The sequence below is a fragment of the Sphingomonas panni genome (genome assembly GCF_022664435.1).
Lineage (GTDB): Bacteria > Pseudomonadota > Alphaproteobacteria > Sphingomonadales > Sphingomonadaceae > Sphingomonas > Sphingomonas panni.
Genome location: NZ_JAKREU010000002.1, coordinates 82,527 through 103,511 on the forward strand (window position 1 = coordinate 82,527; position 20,985 = coordinate 103,511).

At 64.2% G+C, this 20,985-nt stretch carries 15 protein-coding genes, 1 pseudogene and 1 riboswitch; of the genes and pseudogenes, 7 read left to right on the forward strand and 9 right to left on the reverse strand.

Features of this window, described 5'->3' with window-relative positions; genetic code table 11:
* Positions 1-158: 158 nt before the first annotated feature.
* Positions 159-2,312 carry a M3 family metallopeptidase gene (locus MF609_RS05155; protein ID WP_242415246.1) on the reverse strand — a complete coding sequence of 718 codons (2,154 nt, stop codon included), beginning with the start codon at positions 2,310-2,312 and terminating at the stop codon, positions 159-161.
* 121 nt (positions 2,313-2,433) lie between these two features.
* Here MF609_RS05155 and MF609_RS05160 point away from each other — a divergent pair, with 121 nt between their 5' ends.
* From MF609_RS05160 to MF609_RS05170, 3 genes are all read left to right on the forward strand, one after another.
* A complete protein-coding gene (locus MF609_RS05160; protein ID WP_242415247.1) occupies positions 2,434-3,432 on the forward strand; it encodes a type 1 glutamine amidotransferase in 999 nt (332 codons plus the stop codon).
* A 186-nt stretch (positions 3,433-3,618) separates the two neighbouring features.
* Complete coding sequence (locus MF609_RS05165; RefSeq protein WP_242415248.1) at positions 3,619-4,881, forward strand: DUF2254 domain-containing protein; 1,263 nt, start codon at positions 3,619-3,621, stop codon at positions 4,879-4,881.
* A 73-nt stretch (positions 4,882-4,954) separates the two neighbouring features.
* Complete coding sequence (locus tag MF609_RS05170) at positions 4,955-6,901, forward strand: BCCT family transporter (RefSeq protein ID WP_242415249.1); 1,947 nt, start codon at positions 4,955-4,957, stop codon at positions 6,899-6,901.
* Between the two features lie 45 nt (positions 6,902-6,946).
* On the opposite strand, the gene MF609_RS05175 is transcribed toward MF609_RS05170, so the two are convergent.
* The 8 genes from MF609_RS05175 to MF609_RS05210 all read right to left on the reverse strand — a co-directional run bounded on the left by MF609_RS05175 (position 6,947) and on the right by MF609_RS05210 (position 14,085).
* Positions 6,947-7,579, reverse strand: coding sequence for a response regulator transcription factor (locus tag MF609_RS05175; RefSeq protein ID WP_242415250.1), 633 nt, complete (start codon positions 7,577-7,579; stop codon positions 6,947-6,949).
* The gene (locus tag MF609_RS05180) at positions 7,576-9,129 is read right to left on the reverse strand and encodes a PAS domain-containing sensor histidine kinase (protein WP_242415251.1); all 1,554 of its coding nucleotides are present in this window, start codon (positions 9,127-9,129) and stop codon (positions 7,576-7,578) included. The genes MF609_RS05175 and MF609_RS05180 overlap by 4 nt, the downstream gene beginning before the upstream one ends.
* 212 nt (positions 9,130-9,341) lie before the next feature.
* Positions 9,342-9,626: a hypothetical protein gene (locus tag MF609_RS05185; protein WP_242415252.1), complete on the reverse strand. Its 285-nt coding sequence runs from the start codon at positions 9,624-9,626 to the stop codon at positions 9,342-9,344.
* 59 nt (positions 9,627-9,685) lie between these two features.
* On the reverse strand, positions 9,686-10,225 hold the full coding sequence (locus MF609_RS05190; protein WP_242415253.1) for a hypothetical protein: 540 nt from the start codon (positions 10,223-10,225) through the stop codon (positions 9,686-9,688).
* Complete coding sequence (locus MF609_RS05195) at positions 10,222-10,788, reverse strand: hypothetical protein (protein ID WP_242415254.1); 567 nt, start codon at positions 10,786-10,788, stop codon at positions 10,222-10,224. The genes MF609_RS05190 and MF609_RS05195 overlap by 4 nt, the downstream gene beginning before the upstream one ends.
* Before the next feature lie 67 nt (positions 10,789-10,855).
* Positions 10,856-12,286, reverse strand: coding sequence for a hypothetical protein (locus MF609_RS05200; protein WP_242415255.1), 1,431 nt, complete (start codon positions 12,284-12,286; stop codon positions 10,856-10,858).
* A 294-nt stretch (positions 12,287-12,580) separates the two neighbouring features.
* Positions 12,581-13,660 (reverse strand): CsgG/HfaB family protein, encoded by a 1,080-nt coding sequence (locus MF609_RS05205; protein ID WP_242415256.1) that lies wholly within the window; start codon positions 13,658-13,660, stop codon positions 12,581-12,583.
* Positions 13,660-14,085 carry a curli assembly protein CsgF gene (locus tag MF609_RS05210; protein WP_242415257.1) on the reverse strand — a complete coding sequence of 142 codons (426 nt, stop codon included), beginning with the start codon at positions 14,083-14,085 and terminating at the stop codon, positions 13,660-13,662. The genes MF609_RS05205 and MF609_RS05210 overlap by 1 nt, the downstream gene beginning before the upstream one ends.
* Positions 14,086-14,502: 417 nt before the next feature.
* Here MF609_RS05210 and MF609_RS05215 point away from each other — a divergent pair, with 417 nt between their 5' ends.
* The 4 genes and pseudogenes from MF609_RS05215 (at position 14,503) to MF609_RS05230 (ending at position 20,964) form a co-directional block, all read left to right on the forward strand.
* Complete coding sequence (locus tag MF609_RS05215; protein ID WP_242415258.1) at positions 14,503-17,355, forward strand: TonB-dependent receptor; 2,853 nt, start codon at positions 14,503-14,505, stop codon at positions 17,353-17,355.
* A gap of 72 nt (positions 17,356-17,427) precedes the next feature.
* Positions 17,428-18,507, forward strand: coding sequence for an arabinan endo-1,5-alpha-L-arabinosidase (locus tag MF609_RS05220; protein ID WP_242415259.1), 1,080 nt, complete (start codon positions 17,428-17,430; stop codon positions 18,505-18,507).
* 14 nt (positions 18,508-18,521) lie between these two features.
* Positions 18,522-19,565 (forward strand): annotated as a pseudogene (locus tag MF609_RS05225) (glycoside hydrolase family 43 protein); the annotation flags it as partial.
* A gap of 78 nt (positions 19,566-19,643) precedes the next feature.
* A riboswitch (cobalamin riboswitch) is annotated at positions 19,644-19,866 on the forward strand.
* A 123-nt stretch (positions 19,867-19,989) separates the two neighbouring features.
* The gene (locus MF609_RS05230) at positions 19,990-20,964 is read left to right on the forward strand and encodes a putative oxygenase MesX (protein ID WP_242415260.1); all 975 of its coding nucleotides are present in this window, start codon (positions 19,990-19,992) and stop codon (positions 20,962-20,964) included.
* Positions 20,965-20,985: the final 21 nt, after the last annotated feature.

Below are 20,985 nucleotides of genomic sequence, written 5' to 3' on the forward strand. Positions count from 1 at the left end.
CGAGTGTCCATGCCAGGATCCAATCGTCCCGGACTCAGGGATCGGAAAGCGTGGCACGCTTGTGACTGACACCCCTCAGCATTTCATTCAGGAGAGCGGACGGGTAGTGTGCGAAGAGCAAACGCTCGATCGTCCCACTGCCCGTCCGGCAAGTCCGTTCAGCCGCCCGCTTTCCCCTGTGCCGGACCATCAGCTTCGATCCGCGAACCATCGGCATTGAGGCCGAGGTCCTTCAATAGCGGACCGACCTGCGGATCGCTGCCGTTGAAGTTGCGGAACATCGGCGCGTAATCCTCGGTATGTCCCTTCGACAGGATCATGTTGCGGAAGCGCTGGCCGTTGGCGCGCGTCATGCCGCCATGTTGTTCGAACCAGTTGAATGCATTGGCGCTCAGCATCTTGGTCCAGCTATAGGCGTAATAGCCCGCCGAATACCCATTGCCCCAGATGTGCAGGAAATAGGTCGAGCGATAGCGCGGCGGTACGTCGGAGACATCGAGGCCGGTCGCGGCGAGCGCCTGTGCTTCGAACGCGTCGGGGTTCTGCTTCCCCTGCGCGGCGGTCAGCGAATGCCAGCTCATGTCCATTTCGGCCGCGGCCAGCGCCTCACCGAATGAATAGCCCGAATTGAACGTGCCGGCGCGCTTGATCTTGTCGACCAGCGACTGCGGGATCGTCTGTCCGGTGCGGTAATTCACCGCGTAATGCGGCAGCACCTTGGGATCGAGCGCCCAATGTTCGTTGAATTGCGACGGAAATTCGACGAAATCGCGGGCGGTGTTGGTACCCGACACGCTCGGATAGGTCTGGTTGGCGAACAGACCGTGCAATGCGTGGCCGAATTCGTGGAACATCGTCGTGACGTCGTCGAAGCTGATAAGCGCGGGCTGCCCCGCCGCCGGCTTGGTAAAGTTGGCGACGTTGTAGATGACCGGCTTGGTGCCCAGCAGCTTCGACTGGTTGACGAAGTTCGACATCCACGCGCCGCCATTCTTGTTGTCGCGCTTCCAGAAGTCGAAATACATCAGGCCGACGGGCGTGCCGTCCGCCTCATCGACCTCATAGACCATGACGTCGGGGTGATAGACCGGAATATCGGTACGGCGCCTGAACGTCACACCATATAGCTGGTTGGCGGCGTAGAAGACACCGTCGGTCAGCACCTTGTTGATTTCGAAATAGGGCTTCAGCTCGTCCTGGTTCAGGTCGTATTTCGCCTTGCGGACCTGCTCGGAATAGAAATCCCAGTCCCACGGCTTCAGCTCGAACGTCCCGCCGGTCGCCTTGATCTGCGCCTGCAGTTCCGCGGCTTCGCGGCGTTGTTCGGCGGCGACCGGGGTGCCGAGCTGCTGCATGAAGCCGAGCGCCGTCTTGGGCTTCTTCGCCATCTGGTCCTGCAACACATAATCCGCCCAGGTCGCAAAGCCGAGTAGCTTCGCCTTTTGCGCGCGCAGCAGCGCGATGTCGGCGATGGTCGCGCGCGTGTCGTTGGCATCCCCCTTCGCCGCGCGTGTCCAGCTCGCATTGAACAGCGCCTCGCGTGTCGCGCGGTCCTTCAGGGTCGCCAGTTCCGGTTGCTGCGTGGTGTTCTGCAGCGTCAGCACATATTTGCCGGCAAGCCCGCGATCTTTGGCGGCAACTGCGGCGGCGGCGATCTCGGCGTCCGACAGCCCGGCGAGCTTCGCCTTGTCGTCGATCACCAATGCCCCGGCCTTCGCAGCGCCGAGCAGCTTTTGCTGGAATGCGGTCTCCAGCGTGGAGAGCTGGCTGTTGTAGCGGCTCAACATCGCCTTGTCGGCGGGGGACAGCCGCGCGCCGGCGCGCACCATGCCCTCATAGGTCAGCGTCAGCACCTGCAACTGTTCGGCGTCGAGCCGGAGGGTCTGGCGCTGGTCGTACAGCGTCTTGACGCGTGCGAAGAGTGCGGGGTCGAGGTTGATCGCATCCTGGTGGGCTGCGAAAATGGGTGCGAGATCGGCTTGCGTCTGTTGCAGGGTGTCGTCGGTGTTCGCGCCGACTACCCCCGAGAAGGCCAGGCTAGCCCGTTCGAGCAGTCGCCCCGAACGCTCCATCGCAGCGATCGTATTCTCGAACGTCGGCGCGCTGCGTGCCCGGGTGATGGCGTTGATCTCGGCCCGTTGCGCGGCCATCCCGGCGAGCAGCGCGGGCTTGTAGTCGCTGCTCTTGATCCGGTCGAACGGCGGTGCCTGAAGCGGCAAGGTACTGGCTTGCGCAAATGGGTTGGACGCGGGAAGCGGCGTCGCCGTCTTGGCAGCGGGTATCGGCCCTTGGGCGAGTACGCTGGACGACATCAGAAGAAGGATGGCAGCGGAGGCGAGATGACGCATCGATAATCCCATCAAACGAGGTTGGCGCTTGGTTTGCACCCGCCCCGCCGACCGATCAATGGGCCGATGCGCTTCCGGCGACAGGATGCGGCATCATACCGCAATCTCCACCCTACCCGGACGAAAGGTAACAAGGGCTGCGCAACAAATCTGCGGCGTTCAACGAGTTACCGCGAACCATGGCGCCATCCGGCGCGTTAGGGCCGCTTACCAGCGAAGGAAGCCTGTGCCCCATTACCTGATCGCCCAGAGCGAACTGCCCGAAGAGCGCGAGGCCCGGCGCGAGCGGGCCGGCAAGAGTTCGGGCGAAACCTATGCTGCGACGCTCGAACAGATGCAGCCGAATGTCCGCACGACGATCATTTCGCCTGCGGATGCGGGGGATGCAATACCGGCGACGGAATGGCTCGATCAATTCGACGCGGTGTTCCTGACCGGTTCGCCGATGCATGTTTATGACGACACTCCCGAGGTTCGGCGGCAGCTCCATTTCATGCAGCAGGTTTTCGACGTCGGAATTCCGTCGTTCGGCTCCTGCGCAGGCTTGCAGATCGCGACGGCTGCAGCGGGCGGCACCGTACGCAAGATGCCGGAGCGGATGGAGGCCGGCATTGCGCGCCGGATCACGGCGACGCCGGAAGGTTCCGGCCACCCCCTGCTTAGCGGACGTCCAGCCAGTTGGGATGCCCCGGCAATCCATGGCGACGAGGTGTACGAACTGCCGCCCGGCGCCACCCGGCTCGCCGGCAACGCAGCAACGGTTGTGCAGGCCGCCGAAATCCGCTGTCGGCGCGGAGTCTTCTGGGGCGTCCAATATCATCCCGAACTCGCGCTGCGGGAAATCGCAATCGCCCTGCGTGCCCAGAAGGAAGAGTTGGTCGACGGCGGTTTGGCGCGAACGACGCAGGATGTGGACCTTCGCGCCGGAGAGATCGATGCGTTGCACGACGATCCCGATTGTCGCGCACTACGCTGGCGCTTGGGTGTCGATGGCGAGTTTGCCGAAGAGGCATTGCGGCGGCGCGAGATCGGCAATTTTCTGGCGGCACTACCCGACCTCCGGCAGGCGGTGATGCGGGGCTGATTGGAGAATGGTCATCCCGACCGCCGGGCCGGCGGCGGGTCGAGCGCTGCGGACGAATGGGTACCGGAGCAACCGGACGGAGCCGTTCATGCAGTTTGTCCGTTGTGGCGGCATGTCGCCCCCAGCATTAAGACCAGTTCGGCCTCCTGCCGCGCCTGATCCATTCGACCACCGGACCTCGCACTGATGCGGCAGTGGCAATGGGCCATACGTCTCCTCACACGCCAGATGTGGTTCCGCGCCGCCCTGTTCTGCGTCTTCGGCATCGTCCTGGCACTTGCCAGCGCGCTGGTAGGACACAGTATTTCCTATAGCTTCGCAGCGAAGGTGGGTTCCAAATCGGTCGACGGGATCCTCAGCCTGCTGGCCTCCTCGATGCTTGCCGTGACCACCTTCTCGCTGACTGCCATGGTGCAGGCCTATTCGGGTGCGACCAGCAGCATTACCCCACGCGCCGTGCAACTGCTGATCGACGACAGCACGTCGCAGAATGCGTTGGCGACCTTTCTAGGCAGTTTTCTGTTCGCGATCGTCGGTATCGTGGCGCTGTCGACGGGCATCTACGGCAGTACCGGCCGCGTTCTTCTGTACGCCGGGACGATCGTCGTGATCCTGTTCATCGTCGTGACGTTCCTGCGCTGGATACAGCATATCGCGCGCTTCGGCCGCGTGTCGGATACGATCGACCGGGTCGAGCGTGCCGCTACCGAAGCGGTTCGAACGATGACGCAGCGCGTCCGGTTCGATGGCGGCTGCCCACAGACGATACCGTCGGAAGCATCGATCCTGTACCACGATGCGATCGGGCGTATCGCGCATGTTGACTTGGCGAGGATCGGGGAGATCGCCGCAACGGTCGACACGGACATCCACCTGGTCAGCCTTCCCGGTCATCTGGCTGATCCCGCCAAGCCGCTCCTGTGGACGCGGGCCGGCCTCGACTACCATCAGATAGCGCTGTTGCGCAAGGCATTCACGATCGAGCACCAGCGCAGCTTCGATCACGATCCGCGTTTCGGTCTTGTCGTGCTGGGAGAAATTGCCGCTCGTGCCCTGTCTCCGGCGGTCAACGACCCCGGCACCGCCATCGCGGTGATCGAGGCGGGAACGCGCGTACTCGCGTCCGTCCTGCGTCATCAGCCCGAACCGGATCGGGGTCCGCCGCCACACGTCATCGTACCGCCCGTGGCGTTCTCCGACATGATCGAAGACTTGTACAGGCCGATTGCGCGCGATGGCGCGGCCACCATCGAGGTCGGCCTGCGCCTGCAAAAGGCCTTGGCAGCGCTGGTCGTCATCGACGAGAAGGCCAAGACCGATTGCCGGCGGCAGGCACGGGATGCGCTGGATCGGGCGGAGCAGGCGCTGTCGAGCGAGCGCGACGGCACGACGCTGGCGCAGCTCCACCACCGCTTATGGACGAGCAGTCCGCCGCCCGGTGAGGAATAGATGCCTTCCGACCGGCCGCATTCCCTACCCGATGCGGCTTCGCCATCGAACCTGACCAGTGTTATCCTTCCCTATGACCAACAGTAAGATCAATCCGAACGTATTCTGGGGGGCATCTGCGATCATCGCCGCCCTGCTGGCGACGACGCTGGCGATGCCCGGTACGGCGGACGTGGCGTTCAAGGCAGCGCAAAGCTGGGCGATCGACACGTTCGGCTGGTTCTACATATCGGCGGTGGCGGTGTTTCTCGTCGTCGTACTGACGCTGGGCTTTGGCCCCGCGGGCAGGCTGAAGCTGGGGCCGGACGATGCCGAGCCGGACTTCCCCTATCTGTCGTGGCTGGCGATGCTGTTCGCCGCCGGTATGGGCATCGGCCTGATGTATTTCGCCGTGGCCGAACCGATCCAGCATTATATCTCACCGCCCGAAGCGCCCAGCGGCACGATCCTGGCCGCGCGCGAGGCGATGGCGATCACCTTCCACCATTACGGCGTTCATGCCTGGGCGATCTATGCGCTTGTCGGGATGAGCCTTGCCTATTTCACCTATCGCAAGGACATGCCGCTGACCCTGCGGTCGGGCCTGTCGCCGATCCTGGGCAAGCGGATCAACGGCCCGCTGGGCGATGCGATCGACATCTTCGCGGTGTGCGGGACGGTGTTCGGCGTCTCCACGTCGCTGGGGTTCGGCGTCTCACAGATGACTGCCGGGCTGGCCTATGAATATGGATTGCCGGACACGATCACGGTGAAGATCATCGTCATCGTGCTGGTGATGGGCGCGGCTACGCTTTCGGTGCTGAGCGGCGCGGATCGCGGAATTCGTCGCCTGTCCGAACTCAACCTGACGGTCGCCATCCTGCTGATGCTCTTCGTGATGGCCGTCGGACCGACGCTGTTCCTGTTGCGCGCGCTGGTGCAGAATTTCGGTCTGTATCTCGACCATTTCGTCATGCGGACGTTCACCCTATACGCCTATGAGCCGCGCGCGTGGATGGCGGACTGGACCTTGTTCTACTGGGCATGGTGGATCGCATGGTCGCCGTTCGTCGGCATGTTCATCGCGCGCATCTCGCGCGGGCGGACGATCCGCGAATTCGTGATCGGCGTGCTATTCGTGCCGACCGCCTTCACCTTTCTGTGGATGACGGTGTTCGGCAATACCGCCATCGCGCTGGATCTGGGACCGGCCGCCGGCGGGATCGCGGATGCGGTGCAGGCGAACCTGTCCACCGCACTGTTCAAGTTCCTCGAATATCTTCCCGCCGCCGGCGTCACGTCGACCCTCGCCATCGCACTCGTCGCCATCTTCTTCATCACGTCGGCTGATTCCGGTGCGCTGGTCATCGACACTCTCGCCTCCGGCGGGGCGGAGGAAACGCCGCGGTGGCAGCGTATGTACTGGTGCGTGCTGCTGGGCGTTACCGCGACCTTGCTGCTGGTGGCGGGCGGTCTCGGCGCGTTGCAGTCGGCGACGTTGCTCGCCGCCCTGCCCTTCTGCTTCATCATGTTGCTGCTCGCGGTCGGGCTGATCCGCCAGACCAATGCCGACCTCGCCGGCGTCACGTTGCCGGGGGACGCACCCTCGGTCGCAGAACGGATCAAGCGCCTGCTCGTCCCGGCACGCCGGGCCGATATCGTGCGGCAGATCAAGCGAAACGGGGAACCGGCACTACAGTCGGTACGCGAGGCGATGGAGAAGGAAGGCTGGTCGGCGATCGCGCTGGACCGCCGCGACGATATCGTCGAACTCACCTTTACCGCAGCCGACGGTCGCACGTTCGTCTATCGCCTGACGCCGCGATCCCGCCCGCTGGCAGCCTTTACCGCGCTCGACGCGCCGGAGGGTCGCCGCAGCCTGACATGGCTGCTGGCCGCACAAACGAATGGGGAAACAGGCTTTCGCGACCTGTCCGGCTTCACGGTCGACCAGATCGCCAATGACGTCCTGAGCCAGCTGGAGCGCTGGCGCCTTACGGATAGCGTCAAGCGCCCGGTGGCCGATACCAAATCGCCATGAGGAACGCGGGAGACGTTACGGACCGGGACGTACCATAGGATCGACCTAGGCCGGGCGCTCCTGCTCCATAAGTGCAGTCGGACCAATATCGGCGGTCAATGCAATGCGCAGTACATCGGCGAAGCTGTCAGCATGGAGCTTGGCCATGATGTGCGCGCGATGTGCCTCCACCGTGCGGGCCGAAATGCCGAGCGATCGGGCGATTGCCTTGTTCGACAGGCCGTGGACCAGCGCGTCCAACACCTGCCGTTCCCGCTCGCTCAGCGTGCCGAGCAGCTGCGTTGCGCGTCGGGCACGGTTGGTTCTGTCGAACTGCCGAAAGGCGTTGTCGACCGCCTCGATCAGTCGAGCGCCGTAGAAAGGCTTCTCGATAAAATCGACCGCCCCGTTCTGCATCGCCTCCACGGCGACCCGAACCTCACCATGGCCGGTGAGGAAGATGACCGGCCAGTCGAACGCTTCTTCGTTCAGGCGGCGTTGCACTTCCAGCCCGTCCAGCTCGTGCATCCGAATGTCGAGCATCAGGCAACCCGGCGTCGCGTCCGCGCGTCCGGCCAGGAACGTCGCACCCGAGGGGTAGGAGACGACATCGACGTCATAGGTCGAAAGGAGGAACGCCACCGACTGACGAACCGCCTCGTCATCATCGACCAGATGGATGGTCCGCCGCTCGGTCACGACGCACTATCGGACCGGGCGGCCGGCAGCGTGAAGTGGAACATGCTGCCCGACACCGCGCCGACCTCCGCCCAAATGCGCCCGCCATGCGCTTCGACGATCGTGCGCGAAATCGACAGACCGAGTCCTAGACCATCGGCCTTGGTAGTCGCGAACGCCTCGAACAGCCGCGGTATCTGACCGGACGGCAGCCCGGCCCCGGTATCGATCACCGAAATGCGGATCATCTCCCCTTCCCGCCGGGTCGTTATGGTGAGGTCCGCAACCTCCGCATCGCCCATGGCTTCGACGGCGTTGCGGATCAGGTTGACCAGCACCTGCTGCACCTGCACCCGATCGGCGAAGACATGGTCCGCAGCGGGGTCGAACCGGTGGAACGCGCGCACTCCGCTTTCCCGCGCGCCGGTCAGCGCGAGGCGGCTGGCATCCTCGATCAGCGGCACCAGCGGTTCGACGCGCCGTTCATTCTCGCCCCGTGCCACGAAGCTGCGCAACCGGCGAACGATCTCGCCCGCCCGCACCGCTTCCCGACCGGCTGCATCCATCGCCTCGAGCGCCCGCGCACGGTCAGCCGCCGCTTCGCCGGTCAGACGCCGGGCGGCTTCGAGATACGCGGCGATCGCGGTCAGCGGCTGGTTCAGCTCATGGGCCAGCGTCGATGCCATCGTGCCCATCGCGCTCAGCCGTCCTACATGGATCAATTCGTCCTGCAGTTCCCGGACGCGCCGTTCGGCGCGCTGCTTGTCGGACAGGTCGCGGATGAAGCCGGTGAAGATCCGTCCGTTGCCGCTGTTCGCTTCGCCGACCGACAGCTCCACGGGAAACTCGCTGCCGTCCTTGCGACGGGCGACGACGATACGACCGGCGCCGATGATCCGCTGCTCCCCCGTTCTCACGTAACGCGTGATATAGGCGTCGTGGCGGGCACGGTGGTCCGGCGGCATCAGCATGTCGACATTGCTGCCGACGACCTCGGCCTCGCGGTAGCTGAACAGACGCTCCGCCGCTGCGCTGAACGATCGTATCCGCCCGCGATCGTCGATCACAACCATCGCGTCGGGCACGGTGGCCAGGACCGAGCGCATATGCGCTTCGCTCTCCGCCAGCCGTCGTTCCGCCGCCTTGCGGTCGCCGATATCGACGATGCTGTAGCCAAAGGCCCGCAGTCGACCATCGGCTCCGGGAATCGGCGTGATTGTCACATCGGCGTCGAACGCACCGCCAGCGATATGCAAGCATCGCGTTTCGAAACGCACCGTCGCGGCCTTGATCGCGCGTTCCCGGTCGATCCGCGCCTGTCGCGCATCGTCGGTCATCAGCCCTGCGATATCGCAACCGATCAGCAGTTGCGGTTCACGGCCGAAGAGTAGCTCGGTTCCGTCGTTGCAGAACAGGATCACGCCATCGGGGTCGGTCAGCAACACAGCACGGTCCGCGACATGGGTCGCGAACAGCGCCAGCGCCTCCCGCGTTTCAGGATCGGCCGGCGCGGTGCCAAATGGTGTCGCGACGCGGGTAAACATCGCGGGGGGCAGAGGGAAAGACGCCATCAAAGAAGCGCCTCCGTAAGCGACCTGCGCTGCCGCCCTGGAGCGGCATCATGGCTGCGCGGTGGCATCGATCCCTTGGTCCCCCCTTGCAAAACGGTCGTGTTTGCCACGATCCCTCCCCTGCATCACAATCGATATCATTACCGCGAAGGTGCCGCTATTCGTATAATCCCTAGTAGCTTAGCGCGAATCCTCTTCCTTCTGCTTAACGCCTAGTGCGCACTCGTGCGCACCAGACGATAGGGTGCCCGGCCCTCGGTCTCGACCATCAGCGTGGCCGTCCACCGTTCCCCGGCGTGCAGCCGCACGCGGGAGATGATCTGGCGTTCGCCATAAAGCGTCGCGGTGCCGGCGTGGCGGGTATAAGACTGTCCCTCGACGATCAGCGAATAGCGGACCCGACGCAGCTCCGGGGCACTACCTGAAACGATCAATGTGGTCGTCGGCCCGTCACCGATAACGTCCAGCACCAGCGGACGCGCGGAAGTCTGCATCATATCCTCCTCTCCGGTAGGGCCCATGCAGGCCAGTCCGACCATCAGCATGAAATGACCGTTCATGGCCGCCCCCCGTCCGAGTCGGCATCGCCCGGTATCGGGGCGGGCGGCGGCGGAACTGGCGGCAAGACCTGCCCGTCGAACAGCCGTTCAGCGCCGGGCGATGTCGCGAGAAACCGCGCCAGCGCCTCCGGTCCGATCTCCTTCGCCACCAGTTCGGGTGTGGGTTGCTGTCCGCGCTGGCGCAGCGACTGCCAGGCACGCAGCACTTCCGCCTGCAACGCGCGGTCGGGATCGGCCGGGGCCACCTCCAGTTCCGCTTCGGGCGCCGCCTGGTTCGTGCCGACGTCCAGCATCGGCGGCAGCTGGTTGACCGTCGCCGACCGACGTTCGCCGCCGATCGTTCCCATCCGCGTGTCGGCAGTGGGGCGTCCGAGCTGGTCCATGCCGGTACGCTCGCGCCCGTCAGGAACCTTACCGACCTGCCCCTCCGTTTCCGTCTGCGGCCGTACCACGCGGTGGACCACCTGCGCGCAGGCGGTGGCCGCGATCGCCGAGGACAACAGCACCATCGGCATGATCCTGGCACGCGCGGTCATCGGGTCTGCGTCACGCTGATTTGCGCGCCGCCCATTTGGTCGATCGCGATGCCCAGCGCGTTGCCGATCTGAGTGATGATCGCATCGTTGCCGACACCCAGTTGCGATACGCTCGCCTGGTTCGCGTCGCCGATCTGGGTCAGGCTGACACTGCTGGCGCTTCCCTCCTGCCATAGCAACGCGACGTTCGTGGCCCCCTGCTGCTCGACCGTCGCGTTATGGCCGATACCGTCTGCCATCTGGTGCAGGGTGGCCGTATTGCCGTTGCCCAGCATCGTCACCACCGCCGTGCTGGCGGCGACGACCGCGCCGCCCTGATCGACGTCCAGTCGGTTATCCGTGCCGCTCAGCCGGGCATCGAGCGATGCCAGATCCTTTTGCCGGGCCATTAGCCGCTGCTCCGCGCCGTCCATCGCAATATCGGCCGTGCCGTCGGCCTCTGCCTGTTCGATGCGGGCTTCGTTCATCGAGCCGCTCTGCCGCACGGACGCGATGGATTGCGCGTCCGCGGCGGTGGGGAATAGCAGGATGGCGGCAATGCCGGCGCTCAGGTGGTTCCGCATGACGTTGCTCCCGAAAAAGGTAACCCGGCCCGGACGACAGGGGATGGCATTCCGGGCCGGGCACCGCTCACTGCACCACGGTCGCTAGGTTCGACGATCCGCTCTGCAGGACGGTAGAGATGTCGTTGTTCGACGTCTGGGTCACGAAGGCGGCGTTGCCGGTGCCGCTCTGGTTGACGCTCGACGCGTTGCCCGAACCCGACTGGATGACCAGCGCATATTGGCCGGTACCCGCCTGGGTCACATCGGAGTCGTTGTCGTCGCCATATTGGCCGACGCCGGCGACGTTGCCCGATCCGGTCTGCAGGATCGACGAGTCATTGTCGTCGCCGGTCTGCACGTTGACCGCGAGATGGTTGTCGCCGTCCTGGTCGATCGACGACATGCCGTCATCGCCGCTCTGATAGATCGCTGCCGAATAATTCTCGGTCGGCGGGCTGTCCTCGCGCTGGGTGATGCGCGCGGTGTTGCGGCTGCCGGTCTGCTGGGCAAAGGCATCGCTGTCCTCGCCGCGCTGTTCGATCGTCGCGTCGTTGTTGTTGCCCGACAGCTGCCACACATAGGCGACCGAACGGTTGCCATAGTTGCGGATCAGCGCGTCGCTGTTGTTGCCGTTCTGCAGCACCTCGGCATAGCCCGAATTCGCCCGCTGATAGACGTCCGAGTTATTGTTGTCGCCCGCCTGGCTGACATAGGCCGCCGAGTCGATCGGGCGGACGCCGCCGGGAGCGGTCTGGTTGACCAGCGAGGTGTTGCCGTCACCAGACTGGCGCACGGTGGCCAGCACGTTACGACCGCCCTGGATCACGTCCGACATATTGCCGTCGCCCGACTGTCCCACATCGGCGACGTCCGCCACGCCGCTCTGCATCACGGTCGATCCGTTCTGCACGCCCGACTGCGCGACGGTTGCGGTATCGGTATCGCCCAGCTGGGCGACGGTGCTGTCGTTCTGCCGGCCCGGCTGGGTCACGGTCGCGCTGTGGTTGCCGGCACCTGCCTGGGTGATGCTGCTCGCATTGCCCCAGCTCGAATCGCTGAGCGCTGCGGTGGCGTCACCCTGCGACACGGTGGCGTCGTTGTTGCTGCTGAACTGATCGATCGACGAGCGGTTTTCGTCATCGACCTGGGTGACATAGGCGGTGTTCGCGTTGCCCGCCTGGTTGATGGTCGACGCGTTCGGGTTGAAGCTGAGCGTCGTCGTTTGCGAGACGCGGGCAACGTTGTCGCTGCCGGTCTGGTCGATGGTCGAATCGCTGGCCGGGGGGATCGACCCGCCGGAGAAGTTGGAGCCGTCATCCTGCTGGCGGACATCGGCGTTGTTACGTGCGCCCGACTGGTTGACCACCGACGCCGCACCGGCACCAGAACCCAGCTGGTTGACGTTCGCGGTGTTGCTGGTGTTGGTCTGCGTCACGCTGCTGGTCGATTGCGCCATGGCGCCCGACGAGATGGTGAGGGCAAGCGCCGAAGCGGCGCCGAGCAGGATGGTTTTCACGTCTTCTCTCCCGTTTTGTGCGGGCGTCGATGATCGCCGCCCTGTTCTGTGCCGGATCGACGAACCGTCGCGCCTCCGGCGTTGCGCGATCGACGGGACATCGCGGGAGCAGGGCGTGGCGAACCGCATGACAGGGCTTGCAGCCGGAGCGGCAAGCGCGAATGTTGTCCGCGTGAGCCTGGTCTCACGCCAGTTCGGTTCCCGTAACCGAACTGATCCGGACCCGCCGGTGTCGAGACGCCAATCCTGAGCGCCGACGGGTCCGTCGATTTCTTCGGCCTTGCGGCCCTCTGACTACATATCCTTCCCCGTCTCCGCCGCCGGCTCGGCGTTGCCACTGGGATGAGGGAGTGCCGGCGGCGAAGGACTGTGAAGCGGTACGGCCACGGGTCGCGGCACCGCATTGGCGGCAAAGCGCGGCGCGCCGCCACGTTGCGCGACCGTCCGCGTGCTGGTGCAGGAGCCGTCGACCGGCCTGCCCCCCGCTCCGGTCGGCAGGACGACCTTGTCAGCGGCGATATTGTCGCGGCCGGCGTAATAGCGCCTGAGGACACCTTGGGCGTAATCGGGCGTGGTGTTCAGGCACCACAGGTTCATCGCGGCACCTTCGACGATCAGGCCATAGACCGCCGTCTCGATCGCCGATTGCAGCGCCAGTGCGTCCGGCTCGTTATAGGCGATCCCGGCCTCCAGCTCGAGCAGGTCCTTGAACGCGACATAGCGGAAGGCGTTGGCGTTGATCCCGACCGATGCGATCGACTTGCGCACGCTGATATTGGTCAGCACCTCGCCGGTCCGCACGCTGATCGCGCGCAGATAGATGGTAACGGTATCCTCGCGATATTGCGTGCTGCCGCCGATACCCAGAAATCGCGCGCCCGATCCGCCCGACTTCGTGTTGCTGTCATAGCCGATGATCCCGCCTTCGAGCAGCACCCCGGCGAACAACAGCGGCGGCAAGGCCTGCGGATTGACCTTCTTCTCGCCCAGATAGGCCGCGCGCATCTCGCGGATCACGGCACGTTCGCGCAGCAGGTTGTCCAGCTTCTCCCGTTCGATCACCGTAAACCAGCTATTGTTTCCGGCTTCCTGCAACGCCTTGATCAGGATCGACGTCGACCCCTGCGTCACCGCGCGCGACAGGGTCTGAACATTGTCGCTCGTCTTGAACTGCCCCGTCTGGTCGACGAAGTTGTAGACCGCGACCGACACCCGCTCGCCCGCCGGGGGGAGGAGACCCAGCTGCTTCGTTGCGGGCGTCGGCCGGGTCGCCTGGGCCGGCTCCCATACCGCCTGGTTGTGCACGGCGCAGCCGCCGGTCGACCAGGCCAGCGCCGCCAGCGCCAGACCCCGCATCGTCTTGCCCCGGCGCATCAGAACCCGTCCCCGGTCAGCAGCGGCACGACGATTTCCGTCACGCTGCCATCCGAAAGGTTGGTGATCGTCAGGGTGACCGAATCGAGCCCGCGAACGAACGCTATTTCCTGATCGCCGAACTTGATGAGTCCGCTGTCCTTGGCGTTCTCTCCGAAGATCAGATTGGTGATCTGCGTCGAGAGCGACGACAGCAGGCGACTTTGCAGCGTTCGGACGAACTGGTCTGCCGGGCTGTTTTTGGATTCAGCTGCCGGGTCATTGTACTTGTTCTGGGCGGATGCGATTCCAAGCAGGTGGGCCGAATTGAACGGACTGCCGCCAAAAGACGGATTGATTGGCGTGTAAACGATGTCAGAGGCGTGCGCCGGCGAAATTGCAAGAAAACTGCAAGCGACAGCAGCCGGGATAATTACCCTAGTCATACAGCCTCCCCTTGTCGGGATGGTCGCGTCGCGGCCAATAACCCGCCAGTTTATCCGATTTTTTATAAGCAGGATTTCCTGCCGATCGTGGGAATGTATTTACGGGAAATTAACGATTCGGCATATGCGTAGGAATACGTATTAGTTGATTTGTGTCTCGCCATGAGACAGCAATTCTCTTGTCCTGCATATGCTTGGAGCGCCTCACCGTACCTACAGGCCGTTCACGCAAACCTCAGCCACGTGGCGGGTTGCACGCAGAACGATGCGACCGAGCCATTGCTCTAACCGAAGACAAACTCCCCCCAATTTTTATGTTAGCGATAACTCCTACAAATTGCAGTTGCGCAAAGCGATCATATCGATATTTGTCCGAGTATAACGAACCGCGAAAGGTTCGGGAGGAGGGGACAAATCGTGTTGAGCAGAACTGCCATTCTGGCGTCGGTGTCACTTTGCTCGTTGCTGACCGCCATATCGGCGAGTGCGCAGACCGCGACCGGCTACGCGCCCGATAGCAACACTTCGCCGGTCGAAGCGCCGGCACAGACGCCAACGGCCAGTAACGCAGCCGACGAAGAGGCCGACATCGTCGTGACCGGCGTACGCGCATCGATCCTCGGCGCGCTGAACGTGAAGCGCAATGCGACGCAGGTCGTCGACTCGATCGTCGCGGAGGACGTGGGGAAACTCCCCGACAATAACGTGATCGAAGCATTGCAGCGGGTCAGCGGTATCCAGGTGACGAACCGCACCGGCGGCGAGGCCGCGGGAATTTCGATCCGTGGGCTGCCCGACGCGCTGACCACGATGAACGGCCGCAATATCTTTACCGCGTCGGGACAGGCGTTCGCGTTGCAGGATATCCCGGCGAACCTCGTAAAGCGGATCGATGTCTACAAGACGCGCGCCGCCGATCAGATCGAAACGGGCATCGCCGGCCAGATCGACGTGTTCACGCGTCGCCCGTTCGATTTCAAAGGGTTCGCCATCTCTGGTGTCGCGCGCGGCATTTACAACGAACAGGCCGATTCGTTTAACCCCAACGTCTCGGCGCTCATCAGCAACCGCTGGGAAACCGGCATCGGCGATATCGGCGTGCTGGTCAGCGGCAGCTATTCGCGCACAAAATTCCGCGACATGAGCGTGACGTCAGGCGCGATGGTGCCGTTCGTCACCGAAAACCCGCCGCCGGGCTATACCCCGTTGCAGCGCGTCTTCCCCGAAAGCGGCGCGTGGGAACCGGGTACCGAGCGTGGCCTTCCTACCGCGGCCGGCTCGACCTTCCTGCTGGGTGGGCGGCAGGTGCCCTATTACCTCTCGCGCGATGCGGTGTTCAGCCCCGACGTCAGCGGCACGCGCGAACGTCCGGCCGTCAACGCAGCGGTGCAATGGTCGCCGAACAGTTCGTCGACCTATACCGCCGAGTTCTTCTGGAACCAGTTCAGCGCGACGACGCAGAACAGCCTGTTCTTCAGTTTCGTCGACTGGTGGGGATCGCTCGGCGCCAACCCCAAATCGACGATCGAACTGTATCCGGGCACCAACATCATCAAGGCGCGCTCGGTCGGCGACGTGTATGGCTTCAACAGCGGCGACTATACCCGGTCGAAGACCAACAGCTACGTCTATGCATTGAACGGTGACTGGAAGGTCGGCGACAATGCGCGGATCACCGCCGACCTGTCGTACCAGAACAGCCAGTTCGACACGCAATTTCTCGCGATGCGGATCGACCGCGTGGCCAAGCGGATCGATGTCGACTTCAATACGAAGAACGGCATCCCGGCCTATAACTTCGACAACAATGCGCTGCTGACCGACCCGACTCAGTGGAATGTCGGTGAATTCTACGACAACGCCAACCGGTCGAAGGGTGACGCGATCACCCTGCACCTCGATGGCGAGAACAAGTGGGACGACGGCTTCCTGCGGCGGGTAAAGGCGGGCCTCCGCGTCGACAGTCGGAATGCGATGGATTCGGTCCGGGCGCAGGATGCGCGTGGTCTCGGGCGTCGCCTGTCGACACTCGATCCGGGACTGCAGCTGACCAATAAGGATTTCTTCGACGGACGCGCCAGCGTCCCTACGTCGTGGCTGGTGCCCAATGGCAGCTATATTTACGAGAATGTCGACGCGATCCGGCAACTGTACAAGGGCAGCGTCGCACCGAACTTCAAGCTGTCGGACCAGCTGTCGCTGACCGACGTGTTCGACATCAACGAAATCACCATGACCGCCTATGCGATGGCGGACGGGCAGATCAGCCTGTTCGGCCGTCCGCTCGATGTGCAGGCCGGCGTGCGCTACGTCGATGTCGACACCAATTTCGTGTTCACCGACCGGTATAACGGCGCAGTCACCCGCGACTCGAACGGCACCAGCCGGTTCCTGCCCAGCGCGACGTTGCGCTATTCGATCACCGACGCTTTCCGGCTGCGCTTCAACTATGGCGAAACGCTGCGCCGGCCGGCGTTCGGCGACCTCAACCCCAATCCCAACCTCGTCGGCGACCTCACCGGGGTCGGCCGTGGCAGCGGGGGATCGGGCAATCCGAACCTGCGCCCGACCACCTCACGCAACTATGACCTGTCGGCCGAATGGTATTTCGAACGCAACAGCGCGATCTACACCACGCTCTTCCGGCGCGAGATCGATGGGCTGGTCGTGCCGCTCACCTCGCTGCTGGTCATCCCGGGCACGGGGCTGAACACCGATCGCTTCGCCGTTACCCGGCCGGAAAACGCGTCGAACGGCGTCTTGAAGGGGCTGGAACTGGGGCTGACCTATTTCCCGACCTACCTGCCCTCGATCCTCGACGGCTTCGGGTTCCAGGGCAGCCTGACGCTGCTCGATTCGAAGCAGAACATCCCGATCTCCAACCAGGCGGGGCAGATCGTCGGCGAAACCGAATCCGGCTTCTTCGGCGTGTCCGACCTGTCGTACAACGCGACGCTCGCCTATGAACGCGGTGGCCTCGGCGCGCGGCTGTCCTATGTGTGGCGCAAGGCGTTCCTCGGCAACAACGAAGCGCGGCTGTTCGCCAATCCGATCGGTGTCTGGCGGCGGCCCGAAAGCAGCCTCGATTTCCAGCTGACCTGGGGGATCACCGACCGGCTGGGGCTGACGCTGGATGCCGTCAACCTGACCAACCAGACGCAGCAGAACTATTACCGGTTCGAGGATGCCGGCAACGCCGACCAGTTCAACCTGGGCACGACGCTGCTGTCGCGGACCTTCGCGGTCGGCGTGCGCTTCGCCCTCGACTGATGCGGCGGCGGGCGCGGTGTTCGCGCCCCTGCCCCCTTCGCTGCCCTTCATCTTATTTCGGAGTGACCATCCATGACCCGGTCCACGCTTCCGCTCGTCGCGCTCACCCTGTTCCTCGCCGGTTGCAGCGGCATCTCCGGCGGAGAGGCGAGCGGCAACATCTCCGCGCCCGCCGCACCCACACCGACGCCTACGCCGACCCCGACCGCCACCGCAACGCCGGTCGGCCTCGCGCTGACCGGCGATACGATGCCCGTCCATGACCCGGCGATCATCAAGGACGGCAACACCTATTTCCTGTTCGCCACCGGTTCGACGTCCGACCGCGAGGGGTTGCTGGCCACGCGTACGTCGAGCGACCTGAAGGCTTGGACGTACAGGGGGCCGGCCTATACCGCGCTGCCGGCATGGGCGACGACGGCGGTGCCTGGCACGTCCGGCATCTGGGCGCCGGACATCGTCAAGCGGGGCGGCGAATATCGCCTATACTATTCCGTATCGACCTTCGGTTCGAACCGGTCGGCGATCGGCCTGACCACCACCAACGCGCTGAACCAGAATACGCCGTCCACCGGCTGGACCGACAAGGGCGCGGTGATCCAGTCCAGCACCAGCGACAATTTCAACGCGATCGACCCCGCCGTCTTCACCGACGCCGATGGCCGCGAATGGATGGCGTTCGGCAGCTTTTGGTCCGGGATCAAGATGGTGCGGCTCGATCCTGCAACCGGCCTGCGGCTGGCCAGCGACCAGACGGTCTATGCGCTGGCGTCGCGTCCGGCACCGACCGCGGTCGAGGCGCCGTTCGTCGTGCGCCACGGCAATTTCTACTACCTGTTCGTGTCGTTCGACAATTGCTGCCAGGGAGCGAACAGCACCTATAACACCGTCGTCGGACGTTCGGCGTCACCGACCGGACCCTATGTCGACAAGGCGGGCAAGGCGATGATGGACGGCGGCGGCACGCTTGTGCTGGCATCGGGTCAGGGTACCAATGCGCGCTATGTCGGGCGCGGCCATGTCGCGGTTCTGCAGGAAAGCAGCGGTGACCATATCGTCTATCACGCCTATGACCGCGAGCGGAACGGCGCACCGACGCTGCAGATTCAGCGGCTGACCTGGGATGCCGATGGCTGGCCGGTGGCGCAGTAAGGGAGGGAATGTCGATGACCGATCATCTGTCGCGCCGCGCGTTGCTGGGTGGCCTTGCCGCCGCCGGCTCGGTCGCCGCCCTGCCCACGCTGGCGCAACGTCGCCGGAGGGGTAGCGGAATCGTCAACCCGCTGGTCAGGAACCGCGCCGATGCGCAGGTCTTTCGCCACACCGATGGCTGGTATTACCTGACCGGGTCGGTGCCGGAATATGACCGGCTCGTGCTGCGCCGTTCCAAGACGATCGGCGGCCTGACCAACGCGCCTGAACGGGTGTTGTGGCGGCACGAGGCCAAGGGGCCGATGTCCGGGTTCCTGTGGGCACCGGAGTTGCACCTGATCGATGGCAAATGGATCATGTATTTCGCCGCGGGTCCGAGCGGTGGCGGCGAGGACGTGTTCCGCATCCGCACCTATGCCGTGGTATGCGACGGGCCCGATCCGATGACCGGCAACTGGACCGTGCTCGGCCAGTTGCAGACGCCGTGGGACAGCTTCAACCTCGACTCGACCAGCTTCGTCCATCGCGGCACCCGCTACCTCGCCTGGGCACAGCGCGAGCCGGGGATCGAAACCAACTCGAACCTGTATCTGGCACCGCTCGCCACCCCCCTGACGCTGGCGGCCAAACCTGCCCGGCTGACCGTGCCGACGCTGCCATGGGAGATACGCGGGTATAAGGTCGCGGAAGCCCCGGCGCTGCTGGCGCGCAACGGGCGGCTGTTCATGACCTATTCGGCCAGCGCCACCGATGCGCGCTATTGCCTGGGGATGCTGACTGCGCGCGACGATGCCGACATCACGGACCCGGCCGCCTGGAGCAAATCGCCGGTGCCGGTGATGCAGACTTCGGTCGCGCACAAGATATACGGCCCCGGCCATAACAGCTTCACCGTGGACGAACGTGGACGCGACATGCTGGTGTTCCATGCGCGCGATTATGCGAAGATCGAGGGCGACCCGCTGTTCGATCCGAACCGCCATACCCGTGTCCAGCCGATCCGCTACGATGCGGCGGGCGTGCCGCAGTTCGATCCGCCCGTCGCCAACGGGCCGCTCGCATAGCGCTCACGCACCCGATAACTAACGATATAAAGAAATCTTTATATCGCGGTTGACAGGTGACGCCACATGGTGTTGAACCGTGGCGTCGAGGTTCCCCATCCCAGGCATGGCGATGGGGCTAAGACGGGAAGCCGGTGGTGTCCTTTCGGGCAGAATCCGGCGCTGCCCCCGCAACTGTAAGCGGCGAGTGGCGGCTCCATTTCGTGTCACTGGGTTCCCGCAAGGAACCTGGGAAGGCCGGAGCCACCGCGTAGACCCGTGAGCCAGGAGACCTGCCTTCCGACGCCATAACGTTCCTCGGACGGGGGTTCCTCCGGTGGATCGCGCTTGATGCGTGGTCTGTCGGCGGCCTGCCGTCCGGGCCCGTTGCTCCCTTGCGCGCTCTCGCCTGTCCCTCGCCCGCAAAGCCAGGTGAAGCATGACGAGCAGCGGTTTCGCATTCACGATCAGCAGTACGAATTTCGACGAGGACTATCGTCCGGCGGACGATACGCGGCTTACCACGAACTTCGCGAACCTCGCGCGGGGGCCGGACCGGCGGGACAATCTGCGCCGGACGATGCGCATGATCGACCATCGCTTCAACGCGCTGATGCATTGGGACAATCCGACCGGCGATCGCTATGCGGTGACGTTGCAGATCGTCTCCGCCGCGCTCCGCATCGGTGACGACGACGCCTTCCCGTTGATCGAGATGCTGCACACTGTCGTTACCGACCGGATCAGCGGCGGATGCAGCGACGGCATGGTCGGCAACAACTTCTCCTCCTACGTCCGCGATTATGATTTCAGCGTGGTGCTGCCGGGTCACCGCAAGGCCGGGGGCGATGCGACGCCCGACGGCTTCGGCGATCTGCACGGCAATCTGTTCAAGCAATTCGTCCGTTCGAATGCCTATCGCGACCGGTTCCGCAAGGCACCGGTGATCTGCCTCAGCGTATCGAGCCGCGAAGTCTACCACCGCACCGCGAACGTCCACCCGATCCTCGGCGTCGAATACCGCACCGGCGAAGGTTCGACGACCGACGATTATTTCGCGAAGATGGGGATGAAGGTCCGCTACTTCATGCCGCCGCACGGCGTCGCCCCGCTCGCCTTCTATCATGTCGGCGATCTGGTCAGCGACTATAGCAATCTGGAACTGGCCAGCACCATCAGCACGATGGAGACGTTCCAGAAAATCTACCGGCCCGAAATCTACAACGCCAATTCGGTGGCGGCGGAACGCTACCGGCCGAGCCTCGACTATCAGGACTATTCGCTGACCCGCATCGTCTACGACCGCGAGGAACGCAGCCGGCTGGCCATCGAACAGGGCCGCTTCGCCGAGGAAACGTTCATCAAGCCGCATGGGGCCGCGCTGCAGCGCTGGTCCGCGACTGCCGGCCATTGATCCCCGCTTCTCCAAGGTATT

Bases quoted from the DNA above. Each gene is read 5' to 3' on its own strand.
- MF609_RS05155 (WP_242415246.1), bottom strand. From the start codon at position 2,312: ATGTCGTCCAGCGTACTCGCCCAAGGGCCGATACCCGCTGCCAAGACG.
- MF609_RS05160 (WP_242415247.1), top strand. From the start codon at position 2,434: ATGCGGCATCATACCGCAATCTCCACCCTACCCGGACGAAAGGTAACA.
- MF609_RS05165 (WP_242415248.1), top strand. From the start codon at position 3,619: ATGCGGCAGTGGCAATGGGCCATACGTCTCCTCACACGCCAGATGTGG.
- MF609_RS05170 (WP_242415249.1), top strand. From the start codon at position 4,955: ATGACCAACAGTAAGATCAATCCGAACGTATTCTGGGGGGCATCTGCG.
- MF609_RS05180 (WP_242415251.1), bottom strand. From the start codon at position 9,129: ATGGCGTCTTTCCCTCTGCCCCCCGCGATGTTTACCCGCGTCGCGACA.
- MF609_RS05185 (WP_242415252.1), bottom strand. From the start codon at position 9,626: ATGATGCAGACTTCCGCGCGTCCGCTGGTGCTGGACGTTATCGGTGAC.
- MF609_RS05190 (WP_242415253.1), bottom strand. From the start codon at position 10,225: ATGACCGCGCGTGCCAGGATCATGCCGATGGTGCTGTTGTCCTCGGCG.
- MF609_RS05195 (WP_242415254.1), bottom strand. From the start codon at position 10,788: ATGCGGAACCACCTGAGCGCCGGCATTGCCGCCATCCTGCTATTCCCC.
- MF609_RS05205 (WP_242415256.1), bottom strand. From the start codon at position 13,660: ATGCGCCGGGGCAAGACGATGCGGGGTCTGGCGCTGGCGGCGCTGGCC.
- MF609_RS05210 (WP_242415257.1), bottom strand. From the start codon at position 14,085: ATGACTAGGGTAATTATCCCGGCTGCTGTCGCTTGCAGTTTTCTTGCA.
- MF609_RS05220 (WP_242415259.1), top strand. From the start codon at position 17,428: ATGACCCGGTCCACGCTTCCGCTCGTCGCGCTCACCCTGTTCCTCGCC.
- MF609_RS05230 (WP_242415260.1), top strand. From the start codon at position 19,990: ATGACGAGCAGCGGTTTCGCATTCACGATCAGCAGTACGAATTTCGAC.